Origin of the sequence: Nitrobacter hamburgensis X14, assembly GCF_000013885.1 — a bacterium.
Lineage (GTDB): Bacteria > Pseudomonadota > Alphaproteobacteria > Rhizobiales > Xanthobacteraceae > Nitrobacter > Nitrobacter hamburgensis.
The window spans coordinates 85820-103724 of record NC_007959.1 but is presented as its reverse complement, the minus strand read 5'-3'; the positions used below and the strand labels follow the sequence as shown (position 1 = coordinate 103724).

The 17905-nt window shown below is 59.0% G+C and carries 9 protein-coding genes and 10 pseudogenes; 12 read left to right on the top strand and 7 right to left on the bottom strand.

Features of this window, described 5'->3' with window-relative positions; all coding sequences use genetic code 11:
• Window positions 1-131: 131 nt before the first annotated feature.
• Complete coding sequence (locus NHAM_RS21225) at window positions 132-2537, bottom strand: AI-2E family transporter (protein ID WP_011504959.1); 2406 nt, start codon at window positions 2535-2537, stop codon at window positions 132-134.
• Window positions 2538-3059: 522 nt separating this feature from the next.
• Between NHAM_RS21225 and repC the strand changes: the two genes are divergently transcribed.
• Window positions 3060-3425, top strand: a complete 366-nt coding sequence (gene repC / locus NHAM_RS29460) for a replication initiation protein RepC (RefSeq protein ID WP_430707714.1) — start codon at window positions 3060-3062, stop codon at window positions 3423-3425.
• Here repC and NHAM_RS25610 read toward each other — a convergent pair.
• Window positions 3314-3893: pseudogene (locus NHAM_RS25610) on the bottom strand (Mu transposase domain-containing protein); the annotation flags it as partial. The gene repC and the pseudogene NHAM_RS25610 overlap by 112 nt on opposite strands.
• A gap of 64 nt (window positions 3894-3957) precedes the next feature.
• On the opposite strand from NHAM_RS25610, the pseudogene NHAM_RS25605 reads away from it, so the two are divergent.
• Window positions 3958-4205 (top strand): annotated as a pseudogene (locus NHAM_RS25605) (NYN domain-containing protein); the annotation flags it as partial.
• An 84-nt stretch (window positions 4206-4289) separates the two neighbouring features.
• Window positions 4290-4631: pseudogene (locus tag NHAM_RS21215) on the top strand (transposase); the annotation flags it as partial.
• Window positions 4632-4871: 240 nt separating this feature from the next.
• Here the strand turns inward: NHAM_RS21215 and NHAM_RS21210 are convergent.
• Window positions 4872-5921, bottom strand: coding sequence for an IS110 family transposase (locus tag NHAM_RS21210; protein WP_011504961.1), 1050 nt, complete (start codon window positions 5919-5921; stop codon window positions 4872-4874).
• 71 nt (window positions 5922-5992) lie between these two features.
• Between NHAM_RS21210 and NHAM_RS21205 the strand changes: the two are divergent.
• The 8 genes and pseudogenes from NHAM_RS21205 to NHAM_RS21185 all read left to right on the top strand — a co-directional run.
• A pseudogene (locus NHAM_RS21205) lies at window positions 5993-7003 on the top strand (IS3 family transposase); the annotation flags it as partial.
• A 74-nt stretch (window positions 7004-7077) separates the two neighbouring features.
• Window positions 7078-7161 (top strand): annotated as a pseudogene (locus NHAM_RS29455) (NYN domain-containing protein); the annotation flags it as partial.
• 48 nt (window positions 7162-7209) lie between these two features.
• Window positions 7210-7293 (top strand): annotated as a pseudogene (locus tag NHAM_RS25600) (integrase core domain-containing protein); the annotation flags it as partial.
• 444 nt (window positions 7294-7737) lie between these two features.
• Window positions 7738-7860: a hypothetical protein gene (locus tag NHAM_RS28970; protein ID WP_283805387.1), complete on the top strand. Its 123-nt coding sequence runs from the start codon at window positions 7738-7740 to the stop codon at window positions 7858-7860.
• Window positions 7861-8017: 157 nt separating this feature from the next.
• Window positions 8018-8446 (top strand): integrase core domain-containing protein, encoded by a 429-nt coding sequence (locus NHAM_RS28620; protein ID WP_347336464.1) that lies wholly within the window; start codon window positions 8018-8020, stop codon window positions 8444-8446.
• Window positions 8447-8982: 536 nt separating this feature from the next.
• Window positions 8983-9645, top strand: a complete 663-nt coding sequence (locus NHAM_RS24240) for a DUF1236 domain-containing protein (RefSeq protein ID WP_049769457.1) — start codon at window positions 8983-8985, stop codon at window positions 9643-9645.
• A gap of 433 nt (window positions 9646-10078) precedes the next feature.
• Window positions 10079-10213 (top strand): annotated as a pseudogene (locus NHAM_RS28615) (IS256 family transposase); the annotation flags it as partial.
• A 1274-nt stretch (window positions 10214-11487) separates the two neighbouring features.
• Window positions 11488-12535, top strand: a pseudogene (locus NHAM_RS21185) (IS256 family transposase); the annotation flags it as partial.
• A 72-nt stretch (window positions 12536-12607) separates the two neighbouring features.
• Here the strand turns inward: NHAM_RS21185 and NHAM_RS21180 are convergent.
• Window positions 12608-13825, bottom strand: a complete 1218-nt coding sequence (locus NHAM_RS21180) for an IS110 family transposase (protein ID WP_198137033.1) — start codon at window positions 13823-13825, stop codon at window positions 12608-12610.
• A 262-nt stretch (window positions 13826-14087) separates the two neighbouring features.
• Here NHAM_RS21180 and NHAM_RS27165 point away from each other — a divergent pair.
• Window positions 14088-14242: pseudogene (locus NHAM_RS27165) on the top strand (IS256 family transposase); the annotation flags it as partial.
• 260 nt (window positions 14243-14502) lie between these two features.
• Here NHAM_RS27165 and NHAM_RS21175 read toward each other — a convergent pair.
• From NHAM_RS21175 to NHAM_RS21165, 3 genes and pseudogenes are all read right to left on the bottom strand, one after another.
• Window positions 14503-15605, bottom strand: a pseudogene (locus NHAM_RS21175) (IS630 family transposase).
• A 78-nt stretch (window positions 15606-15683) separates the two neighbouring features.
• Complete coding sequence (locus NHAM_RS21170) at window positions 15684-16754, bottom strand: IS630 family transposase (RefSeq protein WP_011504965.1); 1071 nt, start codon at window positions 16752-16754, stop codon at window positions 15684-15686.
• 213 nt (window positions 16755-16967) lie between these two features.
• The gene (locus tag NHAM_RS21165) at window positions 16968-17390 is read right to left on the bottom strand and encodes a PRC-barrel domain-containing protein (RefSeq protein WP_011504966.1); all 423 of its coding nucleotides are present in this window, start codon (window positions 17388-17390) and stop codon (window positions 16968-16970) included.
• Window positions 17391-17905: the final 515 nt, after the last annotated feature.

The following is a 17905-nucleotide window of genomic DNA, read 5'->3' as shown; positions in this document are numbered from 1 at the left end:
GAATCTAAGCCATCCTCGGTCGTACTATCGATCTGGTTTCCGGCCGTTCTATCGAACGTACATGATTATTCTAGTTACAACTGGCCCGCATACCCTGCTTGATGGGACGAAGTGTCGATGCGGTGCTCACGTTAATGGTGCACCTCCTGCCCGACCGTTGCAGATGAGGTAGTCCGGGCTGGCTTCAACGACACTTCTTTGTCCGCATCACTCGTTGTAATGGTGGCTACGACATCGGCGGCCATCGTTTCGAGCAATGCGACCTCATTGTCTTCCAGGGTGCGGGGTTTGGAGTCGAGAATGCACAGCGCTCCGATTATCAGACCGTCGGCTGCGCGGAGCGGCGAACCGGCGTAGAAGCGCATGTTCCATTGCTCGATCGTCTCGTTATCGGCAAAGCGCGGGTCGCGCTCGATATCCGAAACGACTAGCGTCTCGTCGTTGGCTACTACGTAGTTGCAGATTGCGTGATCGCGGTCCATCGGCAGCAGCGTGCCTGCATTATCGGTGATGGCGTCTGGCAATTTTCCACTCTGTCCGACGAAGTATTCGCGACCCTTATCGATAGCGGTGATCACGGCAACGCTGGTGTTGAATACGTCGGCGGCACGCTTGGCGAGTGCATCCAGAGCTTCACGTTTATCACCCTTCAAGACCGCGGTCGCTTTCAGCGCGTCGACACGCTCTGCGTCGTTGTCAGGCACGGTGGCATTTTGGGCTACCCTGGCTTCTTCGGGGTCGATGATGCGGTGAATACGACGAACCGCCTCCTCAACCGAAGTCACGACAGTATCGGCTTTGAGCGCTGAAAGGGATTCGTCGGTCAGCAGTTCCGGCGGCGCGTTCCATAGCGCAAGGACAATGCGCAGATTAGGCCATCGTCTTCGCAGACGCCGGCAGGCGTGGCGAGCGGGGATAGCTGGATGCGGCGTAAGGTAGCTAAGGCAGACAATGTCCGCGCCCTTTAGGTCGAGCTTGGCCAGATAGTCGGCATTGACGCTAGCAGCGGGTTGGGAAGCCGCGGCGATCCCTTCGAAAGCGAGCGCATGGGCGAGCATCTCGCAGGCGATGGCATCAATCTCCCATTTTCCTCCGATGCATAGGACCCTGGGCCTTGCCTCCGGCCTCCGGCAGGAGGGGAATTGATCGTTCAGGTCGTCGAGCAGTGTATCCATTCCGCTTGCCAGACGCAGGCGGTGCTCGGCGCCTGCGTTCTGGAGATAGTCCTCGCTTGCCAGCCGAAGGACTTCAATGCCGATTGCATCGTAGAATGATACGACCGAAGACTTTTCGATCTCGGTGCTTGCAATCTCGACAGCTTCGTCGGCGTCATTTGCAATCAGCCGCTGATAGATGCGGGCCGGAATATCCAGTGCAGGTGTCGAGCCGAGCATGGTGTCGAGGAAGCGCAGCTGCGGCAGATTGCGCCCGAGAACCAGCAAACAGACCGTAAGGGGAGTGGAGAGGATGAGCCCCAGGGGCCCCCAAAGCACTGTCCATAGTGTCGCCGCGGCGATCAGCGATATGGCCGACAGGCCGGTGCTGGAACCATAGAGCAAGGGCTCGACAATGTTGCTGCTTATCAACTCGAGCATGACGATCAGCGCAACGGACCAGAGCAGCATGCTCCAGCCGCTGTCGACAGCAAACGCGAGCGCGATTGGAAAAATCGCAGCAATCAGCGGGCCGATATAGGGGACGAAGCGCATGATCGCGCCCACGGCGCCCCATAGCAGGGCGCCTGGTACACCGATGATCCAGAGGCCGGTAGCCAGCGGGACGCCATAACTGACGTTTACGAGCAACTGCATCAGAAGGTATCTGCTGATCCGCGCGCCAGCCTCCTGAATCGCATCAGTCGAGCGATGGAAGTTCCCTCCCAATAGGCGCAGAAACCGGTCGCGAAGGTCAGCGCTATCAAGCAGCGCCAGAAAGACGAAGATCAAGATGATGCCGGACGTGGCCAGAGGCTCCGCTGACCGCACAAGCCACGCGAATGCCTGCTCAAACGGCGTTTGCGGTTCGGGGACGATTTCCACTCGCTGTGGGAGGGGGGAGCCTTCCGCAGGTCTGTCGTCTTTTAACTCGACCTCTTTCTGGACGCGTTCAAAGATTTTCAGAACGCCGTCGAACAAGCCCGGTGCTTTGAGGTTTTGGCGCAGATCCGCCAATTTTGTCAGTATCGTCGATTGATAGGCCGGCAATTCGACCGCGATCGAACGGACCTGTGTGCCGAGAATGGTCCCTAGTCCAACCAGAGCGCACACGACCGTCACCATGACGAGGCTCGTCGCGAGCAGTCTCGGCAGACCGAGCCGGGCAAGCCATGTGACCGGCGGATTCAGAGCAAACGTGATCAGGAACGCGATCGCGAGCGGTATGAGTATTTGGCGGCCGTAATACAGGCCTGTAAGCAGAACCCCGCCCGACACTAGCGCGGCCGCCACTTTCACGATATCCAGTTCGCGAGGCGTGACCGAATCCCCAAGGGATTGGCTCGATGATAGACGCCCGGGGTCTGTCGGCGCATTAGGCATTTTGTTCCGCCTCACACGAAACGCTGAGCTCACGTTTCCTTTTGCCATTCGGCCCAATACGTCCCTTGCGGGCAGTTCCCCGAGAGCGAAAGAGAACATGCGCGCTCAGGTCGGTAACGTGACTACAGGGAAAGCGCTTCTACTCGTTGCTGCAACTTCCTTGATCGGCTTTCACATTGCCGTGAGGCTTGCTTCTGCGCTCGGTGGCGGGTTCGACGGAACCAAATGCCGAGCTGTTGCGGTGGGTATTCGAGTTTTCTCTGCTGCGAGTGTGCTGGCATCTGAGCGGATTAATGCGCCGCGATTAGAAAAATCAGCCGACACCGACACAATTGCTACCAAACCGAGTATCTGGCGTGGTGTTAAGTATGTGATTTTGCTTATGTTGGTCGAGGGACAACCCGGCCCTCCAAACTTGTCAGCCGAAGATATTCCGAATTCAACCCCTGAGGCCGAGCCCATCCGAGCCGGGACCAGGACCGGGCGTGCCAGAGACAGCCGCCGCCGACCGGCCTCGATTGCATGGTGCAATTCCTATCCGGAGTTGATCGAAGTTTGTCCCATATCGCCGACTACGCGCGGCGGTATTCGCACCTCAGGATCTTATCATATTGCTCTTATTGCGGCATCGACCGTGCGCCCCTTGCTCGGCATCAGCCCAGCGCCTGGAATGAAGCCTGCACCGCAATGGGTGATGGACAAGCCAGCGTGGTGCTCGCCGCCATCTTGTTACGAGGCGCGGCGATCGAAAGTCCAGGAGGCGATCTCAGAAACCTGGGCCCGACGCACCGCAGCCGGGGAATTCTCGGTCTGGCCAATGCTGATGGCGCTACCCCGGCAAGGGTGTGGTGCGGCTCGTGGGCGAGGCCCTTCCTTCCCGGACGATAGTGGCCGCCGTGCTGGGAACGGCGCACATGGCAGGCGACCCGCGCATGGTCTTGGAAGATCTCGACAGCCCGATAGGTGAGACGTACATCGACCCGCCGACCGATCAGCCGGTGCGGCACCGAGTAAAAGGTCCTTGTCGACCTCGATGTGGTAATCGGGGTGCACCCTGACCGTTTTCCATTCGGCATACTCAAACGGCGCGCTGGGCAGCGGCGCCAGCGCGCGGCGCTCGATCTCCTCGAACACCTGTCGGCGGGATTTGCCGATATGCCGCATTGGCCGGTTGTTCAACTCCTCCAGCAGATCGCCGATCGCTGCATTGAGATCGGTCAGGTTGAAGAACCGGCGATGGCGCAGCCGCGCCAGAATCCAGCGTTCGACGATCAGCACCGCGCCTTCAACCTTGCCCTTGTCGCGCGGCTTGCGGCTGCGGGTCGGCAGTATCGTCGTGTCGTAGTGCTCGGCCAGCCTCGTGAGAGGCCCTCAGACTGGCCGCGTCGTTCACTTCGGTGGATGGCGCGGTGACGCTGTCGGCCAAACCGAGACGCTGTCCAAGCACGCCATCATACTGCAACAACAGTTTGCCTTACGACAGGCAAGAATGCGTCCGACATCACCTTGGTCATCGTTGCAATGGACCTGCTTCACAGTGGTCGGTTCGGTGGATTTTGTCTTGTGTCATCGGACAGCGATTTTACGCGGCTTGCGGCCCGCATCCGCGAGCAGGGCGTCGACGTGTTCGGCTTTGGGGAGCAGAAGACGCCGGAGAGCTTCCGTCAGTGTTCGCCGTCAGCACCCCTGAGACAAATTGAGGGACTTCACGAAGGGAGGATTTCTGGTTCATCGTAGCCGTAAGGAGTGCAGATGAGACAGAAATCCGGACCAGGCAAAGCGCCGGCAGAGCAAGTGCTGAAGGACATCCGGCGCCAGACGCGGCGGCAGTATTCGGCCGAAGAGAAAATCCGCATCGTGTTGGAAGGACTGCGAGGTGAGGAGAACATCTCCGAGCTGTGCCGCCGCGAAGGCATCGCCGCCTCGATGTATTACGGCTGGTCCAAGGAGTTCCTGGAGGCCGGCAAACGCCGATTGGCCGGTGACACTGCGCGAGCCGCAACACCTGGCGAGGTGAAGGATCTTCGCCGTGAGGCTACTGCCTTGAAGGAGGTCGTTGCCGATCTCACCCTGGAGAACCGTCTGCTTAAAAAATGTATGGTCCGCCCCGGCGTTGCAAGGGTTCTTGACTGCTGTCGAACGCAGTTTGCGTAAATGTATCCGGCCTCTCGCGAGTGGACTGCTGTTGCAGCCAGGCCATGATGAGATGCGCGCGCATCGTTCCCATTAAATCGTACGGGCCGTGATGCCCGTTTTTTAGATAGGGCTTACGACACGCGGATCGACTGTTTCGACATCACTCTTGTACCCCGCAACTTCGAGAGAACGCGTGCCTCAGGAGTGAGCCGGGTCGACGCGTTCGTAGAGATTACCCGGCCTGGTGAGCACAGCCCACACCATCCGGGCGATCTTGTTCGCCAAGGCGACGATCACCTTGTTCTTGTGCACCCGCTGTTCGAGCTGATCCAGCCAGCTACCAAGCCTGTCCCGCTCGCGGTTGAGATGAGCGACGCAGGACCTGGCTCCATGGATGATCAACCTGCGCAAATAAGGGTTCCCTCGCTTGCTGATGCCGAGCAAAGTCGTCTTGCCTCCGGTCGAGTGCTGTCGCGGGACAAGCCCCAGCCACGCCGCCAGGTCTCGCGCCTTTCGGAACTGACCGCCATCACCAACTGCAGCCAGCAGCGCGGTAGCACCAAGCGGACCAATGCCGGGGATGCTCATCAATCTCCTGGCGGCATCCAGGCGTTCGGCAATCGCTTCGACCTGCCGGGTCACTGCAGCCAGCCGGGTATCGACGAGCACGAATTCATCCCAGAGCTCCTTCAGAACGGCGCGCATCATCGGCGTCAGGTCGTTGCTTTCGTCGGCGATGACTCGGGAGATGTCGATCTTGAAAACGCCGGCTCCCTGTCGCATCGCAATGCCGTACTCGAGGCAGAATGCGCGCATCTGGCAGATGAGCTGGGTGCGGTTGGAGACAATGCGGTCCCGCACCCGGTGCAGCGCCTGCAAATCGACTTGAGATTGGGTTTTGATTTCGACAAAGCGCATCGTCGGACGAACGACGGCTTCGGCGATCGCCTCGGCATCACGAGCGTCATTCTTGTTGGACTTGAGGAAAGGCTTCACAAACTGGGCCGGAATGATCCTGACCGTGTGTCCCATCGCAGCCAGCTTTCTTGCCAGCCACTGAGCGCCCGGACAGGCTTCCATGCCGATGAGCGCAGGCGACGCGGCTTCGAAAAACCGGAGGATCGTGTCGCGTCCCAGCTTGACCCGCTGGACTGGCTTACCTGCTGAATCGCTAGCAATCACATCAAAACGCGTCTTGCCTAGATCAACTCCATAGATCGCGGCGGCAACGGGACGACGAGCTGGCATCTGGCTCTCCTTCAGTTGGACCTTTCCTTCCCACATCATCGCAGGAGGGAGCCGGGGCGAGCCATCTCATTAAGCATGAACGGGGATGGGGAAGACCAGGCATGAGATATCCCGCATCCGAGAAGGCCGAGATCATCGAGCTGGTCGAGCAGTCACACCTGCCGGCCAAGCGCACGCTGGACAAACTCGGCATCCCGCGAGCCACATTCTACCGCTGGTATGATCGCTATTGTAATGGCGGGCCTGAAGCGCTGGCTGATCATCGCTCCCGACCGGACCGCGTCTGGAATCGCATTCCGGACGATGTCCGCCGCCAGATCATTGACCTGGCGCTGGAGCTTCCCGAACTCTCGCCGCGGGAGTTGGCCGCGCGGTTCACCGACGAGAGAAAGTACTTTGTCTCGGAGGCTTCGGTCTATCGGCTGTTGAAGGCGCATGACCTGATCACCAGCCCGGCCTATGTGGTGATCAAGGCGGCGAACGAGTTCAAGGACAAGACCACCGCCATCAACCAGCTCTGGCAGACCGACTTCACCTACCTCAAGATCACTGGCTGGGGCTGGTACTACCTCTCGACCGTGCTCGATGACTTCTCGCGCTACATCGTGGCCTGGAGGCTCGGTCCTACGATGTGCGCTTCCGACGTCACTGCCACGCTCGACCAGGCGCTTACGGCATCGGACCTTGATCACATCACCGTTGCGCACCGGCCGAGGCTGCTCAGCGACAATGGCGCGTCTTATGTTGCAGGCGATCTGGCAGACTGGCTCGGAGACAAGGGCATGCAGCACGTGCGAGGAGCACCGTATCACCCGCAAACCCAGGGCAAGATCGAGCCCTGGCACCAGACCCTGAAGAACCGCATTCCGCTCGACAACTATTATCTGCCCGGGGATCTCGAACGCCAGATCGGCGCCTTCGTCGAGCACTACAATCACGTCCGCTATCATGAGAGCATCAAAAACCTCACGCCGGCCGACGTCTACTTTGGTCGAGCGGAGACGTTCCTCGCAGAACGAAAACGCATCAAGCTTGCCACTATCGCAAACCGCCGCTTGCAGCATCAACTGCAGGCCGCTTAAACTCTAACCCTGATGAGCCAGAGCCTCCCTTCACGAAATGCCTGATCGGTCTCAAATTATCTGACGACGGACATTTCCGTCAGGCCTGCCGCCGATTTGTGTACACCGAGAATCTGCTTTCAGGCACGGCGAACTGCCAAGATGGCACTTCAAGGTCTCTTCAGTCACTCCAGCGCTGCGGCATAGATCATTAACAAGATCATTGCGAAAACTGGCGACGTCACTACAACACGGTGCGTCCACACTCATCGCTGGGATATCAACCACCGGCACCCGAGGCCCTCGTCTAGCCAGCGCCAAAGGAGATAGTCAAAATGCAATCCCTAAATTAACCTTCCAATCGGACCACTCCGTGGGGGCCGGGTGCCCCTGTCGCAAACCCCATCTGGCTGGCGGTTGATCGAGAATTGGGCGATGCTGCTGCCCGATGCTTGATTTGTGCAGACTGATCGTTCGAATGGTGATGGACCTGCTGCGGTCGCAAGTTGCGCTTGAGGCAGAAGTTCTGGGTCTTGAGGCAACAAATCAATGTGCTGCGGCGAACCCGTCCCAAAAGACCTCCCTTCATCTCGATTGACCGACTGATATTGGGAGGTGTCTGCCGACAGTTTCCAAAAATGTATGATGCACTGGCAATCGTCCGAGCGGACACCGTGATTCGTTGGCATCGTTCCGGTTTCAGATTGTATTGGCGCTGGAAATCGAGGCATCGCTGCGGCCGACCGGCCGTACCGTTGGAAATTCGCCGGCTGATCCGCGAGATGAGCACCGCCAACCCGCTGTGGGGAGCGCCGCGGATCCATGGCGAGCTTCTCAAACTTGGCATCGAGATTGGCCAGACCAGCGTGGCCAAGTAATGGCGCGGAGGAGGGCCCCTCCGTCGCAGGGTTGGAACACCTTCCTTCGTAACCATGCTGACGGTATCGCCGCGATGGACCTTTTCGTCGTGCCGACAATCTTCTTTCGTCCTGTCTATGGATTGCTGATCATGGGCCATGGCCGGCGGCAGATCCTATGGTTGGGGGTCACCGCGCATCCGACGGCCGAATGGATCGCCAATCAACTGACGAGGCGTGTGGCTGGGAGCAAATCCCTCGTTACCTGATCCAGGATTGCGATGGCGTATACGGCGAAATATTCATACGCCGGGTTCGATCCATCGGCATTCGAGATCGTCCGACATCCCCTCGCTCACCCTGGCAAAACGCAAACGCCGAACGGCTGATCGGATGGATCCGCAGGGAATGCGTTGATCATATCGTGGTATTCGGCGAACGCCATCTGCGCCACGTGCTGCTCTCGTACATGAGCTACTACAACGACGCGCGCACCCATTTGCCATCGAACAAGGATGCGCCGATGTCACGCGCCGCCGAAACAGCCGGACGCATTCTCTGTCGTCCGATTCTGGGCGGGCTGCACCATCAATATGCCCGGATTTGATATGCGGTAGGCACAGGGCAATGCCGCCCGGCAAGCGGCACTAGCGAAAGAGTACTGAGCAATTGCAGCAGCATCGCAACCAGCAGAGAGCCGACGAGAATGAGAAGACAGTCGCGCAGTTGCCAAGCCAGGAAGGCGAACGTGGCAAATATGATAGCCGCTCGTCAGGGAGTTCAGAGGTCGAAGTAGTCACGAGACGATCGCAGGCACCCTGATCTTCGACTGACATAACGCTGCGGCTATTCCTAATTCCTTGCCTGTTGTACTCCAGAGCCTGGCGAGCCGGTACTCAACTTGAACCAGTTCGAATATCGCTGCGCAGTGGCAGGCGGCCGCGAACAGCACCAAATGTGAAATCTCGGTCATTGTCAGATGTGGAAGAGAAGACCTGCCGCACGGAGCAGCCAAGTTTGCAGTCCCGGGTCGGAGCGGGTGGTCAGGAGCTCCCATCGTCTTCACTCCGGAGTACGAGCGATCCTCTGGGAACGAATATCACAGTTCAGAATTGGTCTCCAGAATCCGTGAAGGGAACAGTAATGATAGATTTCCCGCAGAGCGAAGAAGGCACCCGCAAGCTCCTGAACCGTGCCGCCGTTGTGGCCGTCATACTGCTGGTTGCTGCTTGGTTTGCCTTTTCTTGGTTCCAGGGCAGCAAAGAGCATTTAGCAACACCTTCCACCGGCTCAGACGTCCAAACCCCAGCAACTGGCAATGCCGTTCCGGCGCAGAGCCAATCCACGAGCATCGCCGCCAAGCAAAATCTCGGGGGCGGGGAAGCCGCGAAGAAAAATCCCGTTGCCCCGGAAGTGGTGAAGCAAAATGCGGGAGGCGAGGAAGTGGCGAAGCAAAATCCTGCGGGCGGGGAGGCCGCGAAGCAAAATCCCGGAATTGAGGAACATGCATCCGGTGGCCCCAGCGCTATCAAAACCTCTAAGCCGATCAACATAGATGACGCGCAACGTGCGACGCTGCGCGCGATTTTTGCCAGTGGCCATCCGCCAACGGTCGAGCGCCCAAACTTCGAGTTGATGATAGGCGCCTCAGTGGCAGAACAGACTCCGCTGGCGGATCTACCGCCTGAAGTGTTCAAAGCATTGAATGGATTTTCGGGAGATAAGTATGTTATTGCCGGTGACGAACTCGTCATCGTGGACCAGCATTCCCGGCGCGTCGCTGCCATCATCGGCGGCGTCAAATGATAGAGATACCTTAATTGGGCCGCTCATTATTCCGTTCTCCGAGGAGCAGCGGAGGCTCGAAGAACAGTGAACGTCTGGATCGCTGACCTGGGTCGACTGGTTCAACAATAGCCGTTGCTGGAGTTGCTAGCGCCTGCGGGAGCCAGAACAAGGCCGTGCTGCGTAAGGAATTCTCGACAGGCCGAGATAAGTTCCAGCAGCCCTTCGGACCGTAGTCCGGTTGAGTTGTCGGCCGAATCGTCCGACATCCTTTAAAAGGTGCTCACGATGCTCGCATCGCCTGGGCGCTTATGGCCCACGGCGGCATCTATAAGGTTCCAGGTGCGGTCGGCGCGAGCTAAGGCGGAATCTGGGTGGCGACGATTGATTGAAGGCGGCGTATCGAGGCGGGTGTCCAAGCCTGCGAGAACCTCCCCGAAAGGAGCGATACGCCATGTCGATAGATAGCACTGTCATTGCCTTCCGCCAGCCTGACGCCATCGACGATCCACTGACTGAACTTGCACGCGAAGGTGCCCGCCGAATGTTGGCTCAGGTGCTGATTGCCGAAGCCGACGCCTTCGTCGCCATGTGGAAGGGCGTGGCCAACGAGATCCTGCGCAAGGCCGAGCGCTTCTTTTCCCTGGCGGAGCTCAATGCCGCTGTTGGTCGCCAAACGGCTCCAGTCGGACCGAACCGTTCGCTGAGATCGATCGTCCCAAGCTCGCAGAACTGCCGGACCAGCCCTACGTCTTTGCGCGTTGGAAGCGTCCCGCGCCGCTATCCGCGAAGAAGCTCGGGAGGGCGGAAGCACCATAAGCAGACTGTCGACCTTCGGAATAATGAGGAACGATCTTCAGGACGAATGGAACACAGTATCGCTAGCGCTGTTGAAAGTGCATATAATCGGAGGACCACCCCATGCATCGTATATTGGTTATTACTACCTGTACGGCGTGCTTAGCCGGGATTGCCAGCGCTCAGACAACCACGGAACCCAAACAACCAAACCAGTCCGAGTATAACACTGGCCGGACCGTAACGCCGGAAACTAAGGGCCAGCTGCAACCGCAGGGCTGGACCGGTCCTATTGACACCGGGTCCGGTGGCGCTCCTGCAGAAAGTCCGCAGGGCCAAAGTCCACCGGGCATGCAGCCGGCGCCGGAGGGCTCTTCAAAAACAACGGTCGAGCCGGACAAGTAGTAGCGTGCAATGGTCGGCGCGGGCCTGAGATGAGCGGACCGCCACCCGGTTGTATCTCGGCACCAACCCCACCGAGGATGAAGTGCCCGACTCAATCGCTGGTTACCCCGGAGGTTCTTATTAGAGGTCACCGCTAAACCCGGTGTTTTGTTGGCCCTGAGGATTGTTGGGGTCGATCTGATCCTTCTACGGCCTTCCTGATTTCGTCCTTCTTGCTGTTGGTCTGCTGGCCCGGCTTTTGACCCTGGTTTTTCTGCTGCTGCTGGTCCGGATTTTTCTGGTTCTTGGTTGGACATAGGGATCTCCTTTTTATGTCCTGCTGAACGTATGATGATAACGGACGCGCGCTCCTGATGCGTTCCTATGAAACTTCGGTTCCCTGATCAGCAACTCGCGCATCAAGGACGTTCCCCATGAGACCCGCGCCGCAGGGTGGCTTGTGCGCCGCTCCGTAACAGGTCCAATGGTCCAACATGTCGGCGATTGAAGGTCCCTGCCAAACAGCCTAGACGCGGGCGTCTGTGGCTCAACGACGGCTCGTGCATCCGTCTGCGGCCGGAGAGCTAAGGCGGAATCTGGGTGACGACGATTGATTGAAGGCGGCGTATCGAGGCGGGTGTCCAAGCCTGCCAGAACCTCCCCGAAAGGAGCGATACCGCCATGTCGATGGATAGCACTGTCATTGCCTTCCGCCAGCCTGACGCCATTGACGATCCACTGACTGAACTTGCACGCGAAGGTGCCCGCCGAATGTTGGCTCAGGTGCTGATTGCCGAAGCCGACGCCTTCGTCGCCATGTGGAAGGACGTAAAGCTGGCGGATGGTCGCGACCGCATCGTGCGTCACGGCCACGGTCCGCATCGCGCGATCCAGACCGGAGTCGGACCTGTCGGAGTCGGTCGCGCCAAGGTGCGCGATCGGGGCGCCGTGGAGGCGGAGGAGAAAATTCGATTTTCCTCGGCGATCCTGCCGAAATGGGCGCGGCGGACGAAGAGCCTCGATGCGCTGTTGCCGGTTCTCTACCTACGCGGAGTGGCGACCGGCGATTTCCAGGAGGCCCTCGCCGCCCTATTAGGCAAGGACGCGCCGAACCTGTCGCCGGCCGTGATCTCGCGGCTGACGGCAGAAGCGCGATCTCTCGGCACGGCGATACGTGTACGTGTGGGCGGACGGGGTCTACCTTCAGGCCCGGATGGAAGATAACGCCGAATGCATGCTGGTGCTGATCGGCGCAACGCCTGAAGGCAAGAAGGAACTTGTCGGCTTTCAGACTGGAGTCCGCGAGAGCGCGCAGAGCTGGCGCGAGCTGCTCATCGACATCAAGCAGCGTGGGCTCCAGATCGCGCCGGACCTCGCGGTCGGCGACGGTGCGCTCGGCTTCTGGAAGGCGATCGAGGAGGCCTTTCCCGCTACCCGGCACCAGCGCTGTTGGGTTCACAAGACGGCCAACGTGCTGAACAAGGTTGCGCTCTCGGTCCAGGTCAACATGAAGGCAGACCTTCGTGAGATTTACGACGCGCCGACCCGCGCGGCAGCCGAGGTCGCGATCGACGTATTCGCCGAAAAATACGGCGCCAAGTACGACAAGGCGGTTGTCTGCCTGACGAAGGACCGGGAAACTCTGCTTGCCTTCTTCGACTTCCCTGCCGAGCATTGGGACCATCTGCGCACGTCGGATGAGATCGACAAGCAGTTTCTTTCCGGTCGTGATATTATTTTGCTGCGTGGGCGACCTCGTGGCGGAGCGCGGTGCATCGGCTGAAAGCGCTGCCGGGCAGCCTTATTCGAGCCTTGCCGGATTGAGGCGCCCGCGCGCCTTTTTTGGCGGGCGCGGGCGCCAGGCTTCGACAAAGTGCTCGTAGCCCTTCTGTGCCTGTTCGGCGACGCGCATTTCCTGGTTCCGGAGTTTCTTGACGTTGTAGGCGTAGGCGGGGCCGCGCGTGTTGCCTTTCTTCTGCGGTCGGCCGGCTTGCAACTCCATGCCGCGCATTTTGTGGGCAACGAGACTGGGGCGTGCCCAGAGGTAGTTCGTTTCTTTCGTCAGCATATGCCAGCACAGGACGGTCAGCTTGCGCGCCACTGCAACGGCAGCGACCTGATGGCCCCGCCTGGCCCGGACGCGGACGAAGAAGGCATGGAGTGGGCCTGGCGTCTTGGCGGCTGCCCAGGCGGCTTCCACCAGCATCGCGCGGGCATGACTGCGTCCGACCTTGCTGATCCGCCCGTGATGGGCTGCCCCAAGCCCCGACTGGCGCACGCGTGGGTTCAGGCCGAAGTAACTCACCAGCTTTTGGGGGTTGGAAAAGCGGCCTATATCGCCGATCGCCGCCACTAGCCCGGCGGCCACCGTGAGATTGACGCCAGTGATTGTGAGCAGCCGTTCGATCGCCGTATCGCTGAGGGCGCCCTCAGCGATCTCCCGGTCAAGCACGCCGAGATCCTCTCCCAACCGATCCAGTTCCCGGATATGACGCTCGATCGCGGCGCGCTCGTCATCCGGCACCTGCTGTCGGATGAGCCAGGCACGACCGAGCCGCCCGAACAGGTCGGCATGAGGGCACTGCGGAATCAGGTGAGCATAGAGGATCGAGTGCACCTCGTTCTTGATTCGGGTCCGATGCCGGACAACCTGGTAGCGTCGCGCCACCAGGCGGCGCATCCGCTCCGTGACAGCATCGGGTGTCCAGATCTCCGGCAGGTAGCCGGCTGCATACAAGTTGGCCAGCGTGCCGGCGTCGATCTTGTCGGTTTTCACATGGGCGTGCGCGATCGCCTTCACCTGCAGTGGATTGGCGATCACTACCCGCTTCACGAACGGTGACAGCACCCGAGAGACCGCCATGCAGTTACCGGTAGCCTCGATGACCACCTCGTCGGTGGTCAGAAGCGTTTTGCCGAAGCCTTCCAGCGCAGTTCGCGTCATATCGACCCGACCCATGTGTCGCAGTCGACCATCTTCCCAGATTACTACTTCCCCAAAGGTACGGTGGGTATCAATTCCGATTACACGTCGCATTCCTGTCTCCTCTCGATAATCAGAGGGGGAGCGGCGGGCGACACGACAACTACGGATCCGCGCTCTCAGCGCAACCGGGCGAGTCGCAGAGGCGGCCATCTACTAACACGAGCTCGCAGCTCAACGTGCAAGATCGGCCTGCCCGCACTTCGTGCTCCCGGTGCCTCTGTCCCGGATGGTCGCACCATACGCCGCGATCACGAAACCGCAGCCGGACATCGGCACCACGAATCTCATACCGGTTACAAACGCGATCGAGCGTTTGCACGAAAATTCAAGCGACGGATCAAAACCCAGACTGTTCTCCCGTCCGCCGACACCGCCGCGATGTTGTTCTGGGCGCTACTCGCTTCAGGACAGATCAACTTGCGCAAGGTGGATGGTTGGCAGACGCTCTGATCAGCCGATTGACCTTTTGCCGCCTGAAACGATACCTTTCATGTTACACGGGAATGCGCCACACCGAATTCCAACCACATTCCGGACGGCACCCATGGCCGCAACCGACCTGTTCAGCAGAACCGATCTGACACTCTTGACCCGCAGGAGCCATCCATACATGGATTGAAGATCTGAGCATCGCTGGTGCCATGCCGCCTGCCTGTCGAAACAATCTGGTTCCGGCAGGCTGCGACATACCAGCCGCTAGTCAGGTGAATCTAAAATTCGTGGCATAAGGTTTGCTGAGTTTTCTGGCAGAAGCGTTTGACGGAGGCGAGGATTTCGTCAGCTGACTTTGTCCATCGATATGGCCTGGGATTTTCATTGTGCCGCTCGATGAGGCGCGGATATCTTTTTCCAACTGCTTGGTCGAAGTATGGACGCCGCGGCGGATCTGCTTGCGGGTGAGTTCAGCAAACCAGCGCTCGACCTGATTGATCCACGATGCTGATGTTGGCGTGAAGTGCACATGGTAGTGCGGTCGTCGCACCAGCCAGGATTTGATCACAGCAGTTTTGTGAGTGGCGTAGTTGTCCATAATGATATGGATATCGAGACCGTCGGGAATGTGAGCGTCGATTTGCTTCAGGAAGTCGAGGAACTCCGCAGCACGATGGCGCTTGTAGCATTTGCCGATCACAAATCCGGAAGCACCATCGAGGGCCGCGAACAGCGATGTTGTGCCGTGGCGGATATAGGAATGCGTCCGGCGTTCCGGAATGCCCGGCATCATCGGCAGGACCGGCTGCTCGCGATCAAGCGCTTGTATCTGGCTCTTCTCGTCGACACTGAGCACCAGGGCCCGATTGGGCGGCGACAGATAAAGACCGACGATGTCGCGGACCTTGTCGACAAATAATGGGTCGCTGGAAAGCTTGAATGTCTCCGAACGGTGCGGCTGCAAGCCGAAGGCGTTCCAAATCCTTCGGATCGTCGTGTGCGAAAAGCCGGTCGCGGTCGCCATCGAACGGATGGACCAGTGCGTGGCGTCGCTCGGCGTGGAGCGGAGCGTGCGTTCGATAATTGCAGCGACCTGATCGTCATCAATCGTGCGAGGCCTGCCAGGGCGGGCTTCATCCAAGAGCCCTTCGATGCGCCCCTTCAGAAAGCGCCGACGCCACTTGCCAACTGTATGCTCATGGACACCCAGTTCGTGCGCAACGGATTTGCTGGGTATGCCATCCGCGCATCGCAGGATGACGCGGCATCGCTCAGACAAAGAACGCGCCACGCGATGACGACGAACCTGCCGTTCGAGATACGCGCGCTCATCCGCGCTGAGGATCAAGGGAGAAACCGGGCGTCCTGCCGCGTTGGCCATAACTGCGCTCCCGCACTCTTGCGAATGCGGCAGTTTATAATGAAACGAACTTCAGTTCCAGGTGACTAGTACCTGGACTCATAGCTGAGTGATACGGCGGCCTTGGAAGCGACGTTGACGGACCTTTTTCTTGGTCCAGACGAAGGGCTCGGCTTTGTCGTTGTACGCGTTGACGTAGGCATCGATGTGTTCCTGAAGCTGCTTGAGGCTTGTGAAGGAGGCTCCGCTAAGCGACTGGCCCTGCAATATTGAGAACCATACCTCGACCTGATTGAGCCAGGACGCGCTTGTCGGCGTAAAATGAAATTGCACGTTGGGGTGGGCCTTGAGCCAGTGCTCGTTTTTCTTGTGGGTGTTGAGGTTGTCGAGGATGACGTGAAGCTTTCGGTCCGGAAAGGCCGCGGTGACGCTGTTCATGAAGTCAAGAAACTCGACGCGGCGACGGCGTTTTGAATGAGCCGCGATGATCTTTCCGGTGGCGACTTCGAGGGCCGCAAACAATGTTGTAGTGCCATGCCGCTTGTAATCGTGGCTCTGGCCGGTCAAGACGCGGCCATTGGGTAACTTCAGATAACCCTGCGCTCGCTCCAATGCCTGGATCGAAGGCTTCTCGTCCACGCATAGCACGATGGCCTTTGCGGGCGGGGCGACGTAAAGGCCAACAACATCGGCGGCTTTGGCCGTAAAGTTCGGGTCGTTGCTCTCACACCAGGACTTGGACTTGCGAGCCGCGAGGTCGATCTTGTGGCTGCGCAGGAACCGCCAGACATATTGGACGTCAACATCGCCCAGCGCCCCGGCCAGCAGAGGGCCGGTCCAACGCGCAAACCCTTGTGGGGGCGGCTTGTCCAACAGCTTCAGAATCCGCTTGTCGGTAGCCTTCGTATAGATCGGCTGCTTGCCGAGTCGCGGCTTGTCTTGCAGCCCTTCAAGGCCATGATTGGCATAGCGGTGCCGCCAAAGGCTGACAATCCTCGGCTGGATCCCGACTTCTTTGGCGATCGAGCGGGTGCTGCGCCCGTCCGCCGCCAACAGAACTATCCGCGCTCGCTTCAAATCGCGCTGCAACGTCACCGGTGAGCGACAACGCGCCTCAAGCACATTGTGATCTTTCCTCGAAAGGCGAACTTCTCTTGCTTCGGGGATCATCCCAATCTTGAATCACGACTCACCTTCTAAGAAAAGGAGGTACTAGCGCATCCTCGTTGGTCATTTCCTTGCTCAATCCCCAACCAGAACTGCCGAAGTTCAAAACCGCCCCCACTACGGCGGCCGTCCCGGTGACGGCAGGTCCATAACAGACTCTAGAAACGCACTTAAGGAGGACGCGTTCCTAAGGTCGAGCGTTTGCCGGCTTAATGCCTAGTACTTGAACTGCGGCATTGCCTTGAGTTGGTCCTTCGTGGCGTTGACCGTGCCACGGTCAGGATACCACTGCTTCGAATCCGAGCTCGTTGAACCGGTTGTCGTGGTTCCGGCCTTGTTGGCAAACTTGATCTGATCCAGCTTCATCATAACGTTATGTTCGCCCATGCCGAGAAAACCGCCGACGCTGACAATGACGCCGTCCACCTTGCCCGAGCTGGCGATGATCACATCATTCACTTCGCCGATGTTGTCATTCTGCTCATTGTATATATTCACACCCACGAGCTTGGAAGCTCTCCACTGGCCGGCGGCCGACACAGGCGCCTCAGCGGCTGACGGAGTCGGTGCAGTGTTTTGGGCCATCGCCATGGGCGAGACGAGGGTGCAAGCCAGTAGCACTGTCGGGATCAATCGCATTGTAGCCTCCTTCGTTGATGGTCACCTTCAACGAGCGCGCGGGACGATTGTTCCCTGTCGGAACCGAGAAGCCGAATTGTGCATCGAGCCCGCACAGGAGTACGCGATGGCACAAGAAACTTTGGAAAAAACTCGGATCACCGATTGACAAGAGGGCCCCCGCAAAGCGAATCCCAAAAACAGGCGCCGTATCGGTCAGCCATGGACGATACAGGAGATCCGAGAATTGAAAACTCTTGCCAAGGGCAACACGTTGACAGGGTCATCAGTCTCAGGCTGGAGCGACCGAGGCAGCTATCCATAGCAAGGCGCAGCGCGAAGGCATTTCACCTCGGCCGGTCAATAGGTCACTTTATAACCGGAGAACATCTGGGGACGGGCTCAATAGCAATTACGCGCCTACCAAGTGGTTAGAATTGACCGCGGCGTAAAATCCCTGTTAGCCGTCGCGGTTACGATGACGAGGCGTTTTCGGGCGCGGCCCGCGGTAGCCGCCGCATGGCAACTTGGCGCGA

Coding starts and splice junctions, on each gene's coding strand:
- NHAM_RS21225 (WP_011504959.1), bottom strand. CDS start 2,537: ATGCCTAATGCGCCGACAGACCCCGGGCGTCTATCATCGAGCCAATCC.
- repC (WP_430707714.1), top strand. CDS start 3,060: ATGGTGCAATTCCTATCCGGAGTTGATCGAAGTTTGTCCCATATCGCC.
- NHAM_RS21210 (WP_011504961.1), bottom strand. CDS start 5,921: ATGCCAGCTCGTCGTCCCGTTGCCGCCGCGATCTATGGAGTTGATCTA.
- NHAM_RS28620 (WP_347336464.1), top strand. CDS start 8,018: ATGGTTGGGGGTCACCGCGCATCCGACGGCCGAATGGATCGCCAATCA.
- NHAM_RS24240 (WP_049769457.1), top strand. CDS start 8,983: ATGATAGATTTCCCGCAGAGCGAAGAAGGCACCCGCAAGCTCCTGAAC.
- NHAM_RS21170 (WP_011504965.1), bottom strand. CDS start 16,754: ATGATCCCCGAAGCAAGAGAAGTTCGCCTTTCGAGGAAAGATCACAAT.
- NHAM_RS21165 (WP_011504966.1), bottom strand. CDS start 17,390: ATGCGATTGATCCCGACAGTGCTACTGGCTTGCACCCTCGTCTCGCCC.